The 10,632-nt window shown below is 74.5% G+C and carries 9 protein-coding genes and 1 pseudogene; 7 read left to right on the plus strand and 3 right to left on the minus strand.

Annotated elements, in window-relative coordinates:
• Window positions 1-70: 70 nt before the first annotated feature.
• From GPJ59_RS27005 to GPJ59_RS27010, 3 genes are all read right to left on the minus strand, one after another.
• The gene (locus GPJ59_RS27005; protein WP_219670308.1) at window positions 71-931 is read right to left on the minus strand and encodes a DMT family transporter; all 861 of its coding nucleotides are present in this window, start codon (window positions 929-931) and stop codon (window positions 71-73) included.
• Between the two features lie 146 nt (window positions 932-1,077).
• Window positions 1,078-1,209, minus strand: a complete 132-nt coding sequence (locus GPJ59_RS37835) for a hypothetical protein (protein WP_258024976.1) — start codon at window positions 1,207-1,209, stop codon at window positions 1,078-1,080.
• 79 nt (window positions 1,210-1,288) lie between these two features.
• Complete coding sequence (locus GPJ59_RS27010; protein ID WP_219670309.1) at window positions 1,289-1,843, minus strand: DUF3592 domain-containing protein; 555 nt, start codon at window positions 1,841-1,843, stop codon at window positions 1,289-1,291.
• A gap of 571 nt (window positions 1,844-2,414) precedes the next feature.
• On the opposite strand from GPJ59_RS27010, the gene GPJ59_RS27015 reads away from it, so the two are divergent.
• The 7 genes and pseudogenes from GPJ59_RS27015 (at window position 2,415) to GPJ59_RS27045 (ending at window position 10,489) form a co-directional block, all read left to right on the plus strand.
• On the plus strand, window positions 2,415-4,430 hold the full coding sequence (locus GPJ59_RS27015) for an RICIN domain-containing protein (RefSeq protein WP_258024977.1): 2,016 nt from the start codon (window positions 2,415-2,417) through the stop codon (window positions 4,428-4,430).
• A gap of 298 nt (window positions 4,431-4,728) precedes the next feature.
• Window positions 4,729-5,376, plus strand: a complete 648-nt coding sequence (locus GPJ59_RS27020) for a hypothetical protein (RefSeq protein WP_219670310.1) — start codon at window positions 4,729-4,731, stop codon at window positions 5,374-5,376.
• Between the two features lie 104 nt (window positions 5,377-5,480).
• On the plus strand, window positions 5,481-6,929 hold the full coding sequence (locus tag GPJ59_RS27025) for a phosphoribosyltransferase family protein (RefSeq protein WP_219670311.1): 1,449 nt from the start codon (window positions 5,481-5,483) through the stop codon (window positions 6,927-6,929).
• 70 nt (window positions 6,930-6,999) lie between these two features.
• Window positions 7,000-8,005 (plus strand): annotated as a pseudogene (dhaK, locus tag GPJ59_RS27030) (dihydroxyacetone kinase subunit DhaK).
• 220 nt (window positions 8,006-8,225) lie between these two features.
• Entirely contained in the window at window positions 8,226-8,867 is a 642-nt protein-coding gene (gene dhaL / locus GPJ59_RS27035; RefSeq protein ID WP_219670312.1) for a dihydroxyacetone kinase subunit DhaL, read from the plus strand.
• On the plus strand, window positions 8,864-9,277 hold the full coding sequence (locus GPJ59_RS27040; protein ID WP_219670313.1) for a PTS fructose transporter subunit IIA: 414 nt from the start codon (window positions 8,864-8,866) through the stop codon (window positions 9,275-9,277). The genes dhaL and GPJ59_RS27040 overlap by 4 nt, the downstream gene beginning before the upstream one ends.
• A gap of 165 nt (window positions 9,278-9,442) precedes the next feature.
• Window positions 9,443-10,489 (plus strand): S66 family peptidase, encoded by a 1,047-nt coding sequence (locus GPJ59_RS27045; protein WP_219670314.1) that lies wholly within the window; start codon window positions 9,443-9,445, stop codon window positions 10,487-10,489.
• The last annotated feature ends 143 nt before the right edge of the window (window positions 10,490-10,632 follow it).

Consider the following 10,632-nt stretch of genomic DNA (forward strand, 5'->3'; position numbering starts at 1 on the left):
GTCGCGGCCGCCGCCCGCGCTCGGGCAGGTCCGCGCCGCCGCCGGCACCCGGGCCGACCCGCGCCCGCGGTCAGTGAACCGGCAGGTCGCGGCTGCTGCGGGACAGGGCGAGGACTCCGGCGGCGATCACGGCGACGCCGAGCAGCTGGGGCACCAGCCACCAGCCCGCACGCACGTGTTCCTCGTAGAGCAGGACGCCGAGCAGCAGGCTCAGGCCGGCGTCGCCGAGGGTGAGGGCGGGCTGCGAGGCGACCAGCGGCCCGCCCTGCATGGCGTGTTCGAGCAGCAGCAGCGCGCAGATCCCGCTCGCGGCGAAGGCGTACGTCTGCCAGCCGGACAGGAATCCGACGAGCCCGCCCGTGCCGAGCAGATGCATCGAGGACTTCATCAGGCCCGCGGTCAGCGCGTAGCAGATGGCGGTGGCGGCGCCCAGGCAGGCCGCCCGGGCCCGGCCCGGCGGGCGCCGCAGGCCGGCCGCGGCCAGTGCGATCACGGCGGCCCCGCAGGCGACGAGCGCGGGGATCCAGCGGTCCAGGGGCACGTGGGTGCGGTTGCCGGTCGGCGCGGCGGCCACGAGCACCACCCCGAGCCCGACGACCACGCCCGCCACGGCCGGCCACACCGCCCCGGGCAGCGGCCGGTGCCACACGAGCGAGGCGATCAGCAGGGCGAGCGGCAGTTCCAGTACGAACAGGGGCTGGACGAGGGACAGCGGGCCGGTGGCGAGCGCCGCCGCCTGCCCGGCCCCGGCGACGACCACGGCCAGCATCCCCACCACCCAGACGGGCCGGCGCAGCAGGTCGAGCACCAGGCTGGGGCGGAATCCCCGGTGCTGCGGGACGGTGAGCGCGGCACGCCGCTGCAGGACGGTGGCCAGCGCGTTGCTGACCGCGGCGAACAGCGCGAAGAGGACCGGCAGGACGACGCCCATGGGCCCGATCCTCACCGGGGCCGCGGGCCGGGCGCGGCAGGCACCGCGCGGGCGGCCGCACGCGGACCCGGTCGGGCGAACGCGCGCCCGGCGGCATGGCGTGGTCCCCCGCCGACGGTACGTCGACGGGCAGGGAGCCCCAGGTGTCACCGGTCCTGCACGGCCGCGGCCCACGCCTGGCACCTGATCGCGGTCGGCGCCGCCGCGTACGGGGCCTTCTCCGTCCTGGGCCGGTTCCACGAGGCCGGGTTGGTCCTCGTCCCGGGTCCGGTGGCCACCGCACTGCTCCGTCCGGTCGCCCGGCTCCCGTCGGTGCACTCGGCCCGCGCACGGAGCGTCCACTCGGCGCGGATCGCCTCAGGGCGCCCTGAAGTCGGCAGCGCCCGGGGCCCACGACGGCATGCCGGACGGAAGGCCGGACGGAAGGCCGGTCGGAAGGCCGGTCGGGCCGTGCTCGGCGGTGCGGCCGTCGGCGAGCCGGATCTCGTACATGACGGCGAAGACGATCGCGGCGGCCGCCAGCAGGCCGCAGAACCCGCCGACGACCCCGATGGTGACCGCCGTGGCGCCCCGGCTCGGGGCCAGTGCGGTCGCACGGTCCGGGCGGCCGGCCGGGTAGCGGACGACGACCCGGTCGCCGGGCACGGTCGTCGCCGGTCCGCCGCCCTCGACGAAGCGGTGCGACCGGCCGTCGGGCGTGGTGAACGCGTAGACGTGCCGGTACGCGCGGGACGAGCCGGCGCTCCCCCGGCCCCTGCGCTCGACGGCATGCCCGCCCACGCACCGTCCCGTGACCTCGATGCCACTGCTCCAGGCCGCCTTCAGCCGGCGGGCGCGCAGGACGGTGAAGAGCAGTGTGGCGGTGCAGAACAGCACGACGAGGGCGGGCACGGCCAGGGGGAGGTGGATCACGATCCGACGATATGTCAGACAGTGCCCGGTACGGAGCCGATTACCGGACAGCGTCGGAGGGGCGGCCGGCCGACAGCGACCGACGGCCGGCGGAACGGCCGACGGACCCGGCCGGCGGACCCGGCCGGCGGACCCGGCCGGCGGACCCGGCCGGCGGACCCGGCGACGGCAGTGCCGCGCCCTAACTGATGGACCCTCACCGCTCGTAACGGCGTTAATTCGCGAGGTAATCGACAGATGAACGTTCTACTGAATTGGCGTCAATAAGCATTCGGAGACTATCTCGATTCGATAACGACATCGAGAGAATGGCCTGGACCATTGCCGCGCGACGCGCGTAACTGGCCTTATTTTCAAGCAAGTTGACTGTTCGTCAAATTGAGCCACCAGGTAACGGAACGGATTCTTTGACGCGGAACCCGTTTGTCCGAATTCTCCGGTGATCTCGTCTGGCAGGCTTCCGCGCACCCACTCTCCTGACCTGAGAAATGAGGGGTGCATGTCCAGGCATCGAAGACTGAATCCGCGTCAGCGAAAGCCTCGCGGCCGTTTCATACGCATCACTGCCGCCATGGCTGTGGCGGCGGCGATAGCGGGGGGCGTCGCGTATGAGGCCGGCCGTGACGACGCGCCGTCCACGCTGGCGCTGTCCGGACCGCAGGACACGATCGAACCGGCCGCTGCCCCGGCGCGGGACAAGGATCCCGAGCCGCTGAGCGCCATGCCGTCCAACGAGCCGGCGCGCGGCATGGTCTACGACGGGCTGAAGGTCGCGCCGAAGGGCGACCGCTGCGCCGGCGTCTACAGCACCGACACGGGCCTGTGCACGCACGGCCCCGACGCCGCCCCGAGCGGCATCGACATCAAGAAGGACACCGCGCCCGCGGTCAAGGCGGTCGCCGAGGCAGCCGATCCGGCGAAGCCCGCGGCCGAGGACCCGGCGCCCACGCAGGAAGGCGGGCGTTCTCAGGACGCGCCCTCCGTCGCCGCCAGGACCGCGGCGAGCGGCAGCGCCGCCGCCGCTCCGCCGCCCTCCGGTTCCGCCGCCGCCGGCGGACAGGGCAGCAGCACGCCCGCGGCCGGACCGGCCGGCCAGACCGTCCAGTGCGACGGCGACGGCAGCACCGGCAACCGCGTCCAGGTCGTCTACGTCCACCCGCCCGGCCAGGACCGGTACTCGCAGTACGCCGCGTCCTTCCGCAAGTGGGCCGCCGACGCCGACATGATCTACGCGGCCAGCGCCCAGGAGACCGGCGGTGTGCGCCACATCCGCTACGTGACGAACGCGGACTGCACGCCGACCGTCCTCAGCATCGAGCTGCCGGGCTCCGCCCTCGGCGAGTTCAGCGCCACCAACCGCGCGCTGGCGGCCAAGGGCCTCGACCGCCGCGACCGCAAGTACATGATCTTCGCGGACTCGCAGGTCTACTGCGGCATCGGCACCTTCAACGGGGACGAGCGCCCCGGCCAGAACAACCTCAGCAACTTCGGCCCGTCCTACGGCCGTACCGACGCCGGCTGCTGGGGCGGCCACACCGCCGCGCACGAGCTCGGGCACAACCTGGGAGCGGTCAACAACAGCGCCCCCAACACCAGCCGGGGCGCCCACTGCACGGACGAGTGGGACGTGATGTGCTACTCGGACACGCCGTACTACCCGCAGATGCGCAACGTCTGCACCAACAAGGCGTCCGAGAACATCCTCGACTGCAACCACGACGACTACTTCCACACCAGCCCCAAGGCCGGCAGCTACCTGGCCACGCACTGGAACATCGCGGACAACCAGTTCCTGATGAAGTCCAAGGGCGGCAACGGCACCGACCCCGGCCCGAACCCGAAGCCGACGCCGACGCCGACCTCCAAGCCCACGCCCACGCCCACCACCAAGCCGGGCGCCGGACCGAACGTGACGGTCGGCCAGATCCGGGCGGACTCGGTGGTCGTGAGCTGGCCGCAGGTGCAGGGCGCGGCCTGGTACCAGGTGGTGTTCGGCGGCAAGCACCTGACGTGGGTGCAGGGCACCGTGCTGCGGATCTACAACCTCCAGCCCGGCACGGAGTACAAGGTCGCCGTCTCGGTGCGTGACGCCTCGGGCCGCGACAGCGGGCCCGGCAAGGCCACGACCTTCCGTACGACGGGCGCGGGCGACACCACCGCGCCGAACACGAAGTACCTGCTGAGCAACGGCAGCACCGGCGTCAACGCCGAGCTGTGGGGCGGCCGTTCGGCCGACGGCTCGGTCCTGGTCGGTTCGCGTGGCACCGGCTACGCGCACCAGCAGTGGCTCTTCGACGACGCGGGCGGCGGGTTCGTACGCATCCGGTCGGCGTCCTCGGGCAAGTGCCTCCAGCCGGGCGGCAATCCCGCGGCCGGCATGTGGGTCGCCCAGCAGCCGTGCGACACCAACTCCACCGCCCAGCAGTGGAAGGTGTCCGGGCGCGGCGGGGCGGGCACCGTCGCCGACCGCAGCGGTTCCTTCGCGCTGGCCGTGAGCAACCGCCCGTACTACGGCGCCGTGCTGCTCGAACTCCAGCGGGCGGACGGCCGTCCGGCCCAGGTCTGGACGGTCCAGAAGGCCTCCTGACCGGGCGGACGCCCCTCGGGTGCGGGCGCACGCGCCACATGCGTGCGCCCGCACCCCCTCCCCCCGGCAGGCGGGCCGTTCACGGGGCGGCCCGCCTGCCCGCCGTCCGCTTCCTCCTCCCCTCGCCTCCCCTTCCGCTTCCTCTTCCGCTTCTGCTTCCGCTTCTGCTTGCGTTTCCTCGTCCTGTTCCGCCTTCCACTTCCCGTCCCCAGCCTCCTCCCCACACCTCCCACACCTCCCACACCTCCCGCTTCCCCACTCCCCCGCACCTCCCCCTCACCCGATCCGGAGCACTGCGATGCACAGACCGAACCGCACTGCGGCCGCCACCGCCTTGTCGTTCATCCTCGCCCTCGGACTCGTCCTCGGCCTCCCCGCCGCCGCGAGCGCCCACGGGTCCACGCTGAAGGTGACCGTCACCGGCCACCGCGAAGGCCGTGTCACCACCGACGTCACCTGGGAGAACGACGGTGACGCCGTCGAGGGCCGGGTCGCCGCCACCGTGAACGCGGTCAGCGCGGACGGCGCCCGCACCGTCGGACCGTGGATGCTGGTCCGCGACACCACCGTCTCCCCCGCCGGCTGGAGCACGGCCGAGGCGCTCCCGCCCGGCCGCTGGAAGGTCACCGTCGAGGCCGGTTATCCCGCGCTCGGCCGCGCCGAAGGCGACGTCACGGTGGAGGCCGCCCCCGCCGCCCCCGCCCAGCAGGCCCAGCCCGCCCAGCAGGCGCAGCCCGCCCAGGAGGCACAGCCCCAGGCGACGCCCCCCGGTCCGGCGGGGCAGCCCTCCGCCGAGCCCCGGCACGCGACCGCTGCGCCCTCCTCCGGCACGGGCCACGTGGCCTGGCTGACGACCGCCGGGGTGGCGGTGGCCGCCGTCGGCGGCGCCTTCGTGGGGCTGTACATCCGGCGCTCCCGCGCCCGCCGGCTCCGCTCCGCGGGCTGACCGGAGCCGCAGCCGGACCGACGACGAGGGACGGCGGACGCCGCCCCGGCGGGTCCGCCGTCCCTGCGGATGCGGGCCGGCCGCGACGAGCCGACCATGGACATATGCGCTTCACGGACCGTGTGGCCGCGGGGCGGCAGCTGGCCGCCGAGGTGGCGGCCCAGGGGAACCTGAGCGGAGCGGTGGTCGCCGCACTGCCCCGCGGTGGGGTGCCGGTGGCCGCCGAGGTCGCGCGGGCGCTCGACGCGCCGCTCGACGTGATCGTCGTACGCAAGCTCGGCGTCCCCTACCGGCCGGAGGTCGCTTTCGGTGCCCTCGGCGAGGGCGGGGCCCTGGTCCTCGACGAGGACACCGTCCGCGCCGCCGGTCTCGGCTCACGGGACGTCGCCGAGGTCGAGGCACGGGAACGGACCGAGCTCGACCGCCGGCTCGCCCGCTACCGGCAGGGCCGCGAACGAGTGCCGCTGACCGGTCGGACCGTGGTGATCGTGGACGACGGCATCGCCACGGGCGCGACCGCCGCAGCGGCCTGCCGGGTGGCCCGCGCGCAAGGGGCCGCACGGGTCGTCCTGGCCGTCCCGGTGGCCGCACCGCAGGCCATGGAACGGCTGCGGCACGACGCGGACCAGGTGCTGTGCCTGTCGACGCCCTTCGACTTCATGGCCGTCGGCCAGTGGTACGACGACTTCTCCCAGACCACGGACGGCGAGGTCGCGGCCCGGCTCGCCGAGGGCGACGCCCGCACAGCCCGAGGCCGCCCGGACGCCCCGGACGACCCTGACGGCCCGGATGCCCCGGACGACCCTGACGACCCGGCCGATCCGGCCGATCCGGCCGATTCCGCCGACCCCGCCGACGCCCCCGGGCCCAGCCGGCGGCACGGGGACGGCCCACACGGCCCACACGACCCACACGGCCCGCGCCAGGCGGAGAGCCAGGTCGTCGAGGTGACGGCGGGCTCGGTCCGGCTGCCCGGGCTGCTGACCGTGCCCCGCGACGCCGCCGGCGTGGTCGTCTTCGCGCACGGCAGCGGCAGCAGTCACACCAGCCCGCGCAACCTGCGCGTGGCCCAGGCCCTGAACGCCGCCGGGCTGGGCACGCTCCTGTTCGACCTGCTCACCGGCGCCGAGGCGGGCAGCCGCGAGAAGACCTTCGACATCCCGCTGCTGGCGCTGCGCCTGGCCCAGGCCACGGACTGGCTGCGCGCGCGGACCACGCTGCCCGTCGGCTACTTCGGCGCGAGCACGGGCGCCGCGGCCGCCCTCGCGGCCGCCGCCGAGCCGGCCGCGGACATCGCGGCCGTCGTCTCCCGGGGCGGGCGCCCCGATCTGGCCGAGGCTGCACTGGCCGACGTACGCGCCCCCACGCTGCTGGTCGTCGGCGGCGCCGACACGCTCGTGCTGGACCTCAACCGGCAGGCGGCGGCCCGGCTGCGCTGCCCGCACGAGCTGGCGGTCGTCCCCGGCGCCACCCACCTCTTCGAGGAGCCCGGCGCCATGGAGGCGGTCTCGGACCTCGCCCGTGACTGGTTCCTGCGGCACCTGCCCGGCTAGCCCCCCACGGCTGCCCCGCCGGATCTATGTTGAGTGTCGGCCGCACCGGCAACCGTCCGAGGAGTGACCCGTGAAGATGCTCATCAACAGCCCGGAGACCGTCGTCGCCGACGCCCTGCGGGGGCTGGCCGCCGCGCATCCCGATCTGGACGTGGACGTGGAGCGGCGGCTCGTCGTACGGCGGGACGCGCGCGCGAGCGGGAACGTGGGGCTGGTCTCCGGGGGGCGGGTCGGGGCACGAGCCGCTGCACGCCGGGTTCGTGGGGTACGGGATGCTCTCCGCCGCCTGTCCCGGCGAGGTTTTCACCTCGCCGGTGCCCGACCAGATGACGCGGGCCGCGACCGCGGTCGACGCGGGGCAGGGCGTGCTGTTCGTCGTCAAGAACTACACCGGCGACGTACTGAACTTCGACATGGCCGCCGAGCTCGCCGAGGAGGACGGCATCCGGGTCGAACGGGTCCTGGTCAACGACGACGTGGCGGTCACCGACAGCCTGTACACGGCGGGACGGCGCGGGACCGGGGCCACCCTCTTCGTCGAGAAGATCGCCGGAGCGGCGGCCGAGGAGGGCGCCCCGCTGGAGCGGGTCGCGGCCATCGCCCGGCGGGTGGCCGAATGCTCGCGCAGCTTCGGCGTCGCGCTCAGCGCGTGCACCACCCCGGCGAAGGGCAGCCCGACCTTCGAACTGCCCGACGGGGAACTGGAGCTGGGGATCGGCATCCACGGGGAGCCGGGGCGCGAGCGGCGCCCCATGATGACGGCCCGGGAGATCTCCGAGGTCGCGCTGGACGCCGTACTGGAGGAGATGGCTGACATCGGCCCGGTCGCGGGCCCGGTGCTGCTGCTGGTGAACGGGATGGGCGCCACGCCCCTGCTGGAGCTGTACGGGTTCCACGGCGAGGTGGCCCGGGTGCTGGCCGGGCGCGGGGTGGAGGTGGCGCGGACGCTGGTCGGAAACTACGTCACCTCCCTTGACATGGCGGGCTGTTCGATCACCCTCTGCCGGGTGGACGAGGAGCTGCTGCGGCTGTGGGACGCGCCCGTGCAGACCGTCGCCCTGCGCTGGGGCCGCTGAACGTAACGACCTGGGGTGCAATAGGGAGTGGGTCAAGGAGCGGCGTCCGGTGCGGTCGATCGCAAGGCGGCGGAAGGTCCTCGTAGCGGAGCTACTTGGGCCTTTCGGCAACGCCGCGAGCGGCCGTGCCGGACGCCGCGACGCCGCTCCCTATTGCACCCCAGGTCGTAAGGTGGTGGCGGGCAGGCCCGGGCGGTGTGCGGCGGCATGAGGAGACCAGGTGCGTGACACGCAGTTCTTCCTTCGCTGGATGGCGGCTGCGGCCGCCGCGGTCGAGCGGGAGGCGGACCGGTTGACGGAGCTCGACTCCCCGATCGGCGACGCCGACCACGGCAGCAACATGCTGCGCGGCTTCACCGCCGTGGGCGGTGCGCTGGACGCCGAGGCGCCCGCGGCCCCGGGCGCGGTGCTGCAACTGGCCGGGCGGACGCTGATCTCGACGGTCGGCGGCGCGTCCGGCCCGCTGTACGGGACGCTGCTGCGCCGCACCGGCAAGGAGCTCGGCGAGGCCGCCGAGGTCTCCGACGAGGAGCTGCGCAAGGCCCTGTACGCCGGTGTGGGCGCCGTGGCCCAGCTGGGCGGGGCGGCTCCGGGCGACAAGACGATGCTGGACGCCCTGGTCCCGGGGGTGGCGAGGCTGGCCACCTCGTACCGGGCCGCGGCCGACGCGGCGGAGAACGGCGCGCTGGCGACCGTACCGATGCTGGCCCGCAAGGGCAGGGCCAGCTATCTCGGAGAACGCAGCATCGGGCACCAGGACCCGGGGGCGACCTCCTCGGCCCTGCTGTTCGGCGCGCTCGCGGACGTGGCGGACGTGGCGGATGTGGCGGACGGAGCTGCCGAGGCGGGGGAGGCGGCGTGAGCGGGCTCGGTACGGGCGAGGTCGGCGTCGTGCTGGTCTCGCACAGCGCGCAGGTCGCCGAGTCCGTGGCGGCGCTGGCCCGCGGCCTGGCCGGGTCCGGCCCGGCGGCCCCGGTCGCCGCCGCGGGCGGCACGGCCGACGGAGGCATGGGGACGAGCGCCGAGCTGATCCTGTCGGCGGCGCGCGCGGTGGACCGGGGCGCCGGGGTGGCGCTGCTGGCGGACCTGGGCAGTGCCGTGCTGACCGTGAAGGCGCTGCTGGCGGACGACGAACTCCCGGCGGGTTCCCGGCTGCTGGACGCGCCGTTCGTGGAGGGGGCGGTGGCGGCGGTGGTCGCGGCGTCCGCGGGTGCCGCGCTGGACGCCGTGGAGGCGGTGGCCGTGGAGGCGTACGAGTACCGGAAGGTGTGAGGCCGGAGGGCGTGAAGCCGGAAGGCGCGAGGCCGGAGGGCGTGAGAAGGGTGTGGGGTGCCGTGAGGAGGGTGGGGGCGCGGGGCGGGCCCCTGCCGTCCCTTCATGATCCGTTCATGACCCCTTCATGATTTCCGGCAGTCCGTTCATGGTTACAGTCCAGTCATGATCACACCCGACTCTCCGCCCAAGCCCGTCCCCGGTGACCGGGTCGCCGTCGTCTCGCCCTCCGCCGGGCTGCCGGAGATCCTCCCGCTGCCCTACGAACTGGGCCTGCGCCGGCTCCGCGAGGAGTTCGGGCTGCTGCCCGTGGAGTACCCGACCACGCGGAAGATGGGGGCGACCGCGCAGGAGCGCGCCGACGACCTGCACGCCGCCTTCGCCGACCCGACGGTCAAGGCCGTCTTCGCGAGCATCGGGGGCGACGACCAGATCACGCTGCTGCCGCTGCTGGACCGCGAGCTGATCCGGGCCAACCCCAAGCCGTTCTTCGGGTACAGCGACAACACCAACCTGCTCCTGTTCCTGCACAACCTCGGCATCGTCGGCTATCACGGGGCCGGTGTGATGACGGAGCTCGGCCGGCCGGGCGCCCTCGCCCCGCTGACCGCGGAGTCCCTGCGGGCAGCGCTGTTCACCCCGGGCCCCTACGAGCTGCGCCCCGCCGAGCGGTACCGGGACATCGACCGGGACTGGGCCGACCCGGCCACCTTCGACGCCGAGCCGGAGACGGGCCCCGGCGGCGGTTGGACCTGGCACGGGCCGCAGCGGGTCGTGGAGGGCCGCACCTGGGGCGGGAACCTGGAGATCCTGTCCTGGATGCTGATGGCGGACCGGGAGATCGAGCGCGACCCCGCGGCGTACGAGGGCCGGGTGCTGTTCCTGGAGACCTCGGAGGAGCAGCCCAGCGCCCAGGAGGTGTTCCGGATCCTGCGGAACATGGGCGAGCGGGGCCTGCTGGCCCGCTTCCCCGCCCTGCTGATGGGCCGGGCGAAGGCATGGTCGTTCGACAACCCGCGCGACGGGGCGGGTCGGCGGCGGTACGCCGAGGAGCAGCGGGAGGCGGTGCTCCGCGCGCTGGCGGCGTACGCCCCCGAGGCCGTCGCCGTGTTCGACGTCGACCTCGGGCACACCGATCCGCAGGTGGTGATCCCGTACGGCGGCCTGGCCCGGGTCGACGGCGTGCAGCGGCGGATCACGGTGACGTACTGAGCCGACGTGCGGAGGCGGTGCGGAGGCGGTGCGCGGAGGAGGCGTGCGGAGGCGGCGTGCGGAGGCGGCGTGTGCCGCGGTGACGTGCCGAGGTGACGGGCGGGCCGGGCCGGACCGGGGCCGGCCCCGGTCCGGCTCCGGCC

The sequence above is a fragment of the Streptomyces bambusae genome (genome assembly GCF_019400985.1).
GTDB classification, from domain to species: domain Bacteria; phylum Actinomycetota; class Actinomycetes; order Streptomycetales; family Streptomycetaceae; genus Streptomyces; species Streptomyces bambusae_A.

Coding starts and splice junctions, on each gene's coding strand:
- GPJ59_RS27025 (WP_219670311.1), top strand. CDS start 5,481: ATGCGCTTCACGGACCGTGTGGCCGCGGGGCGGCAGCTGGCCGCCGAG.
- GPJ59_RS27045 (WP_219670314.1), top strand. CDS start 9,443: ATGATCACACCCGACTCTCCGCCCAAGCCCGTCCCCGGTGACCGGGTC.
- GPJ59_RS27020 (WP_219670310.1), top strand. CDS start 4,729: ATGCACAGACCGAACCGCACTGCGGCCGCCACCGCCTTGTCGTTCATC.
- GPJ59_RS27005 (WP_219670308.1), bottom strand. CDS start 931: ATGGGCGTCGTCCTGCCGGTCCTCTTCGCGCTGTTCGCCGCGGTCAGC.
- GPJ59_RS27015 (WP_258024977.1), top strand. CDS start 2,415: ATGGCTGTGGCGGCGGCGATAGCGGGGGGCGTCGCGTATGAGGCCGGC.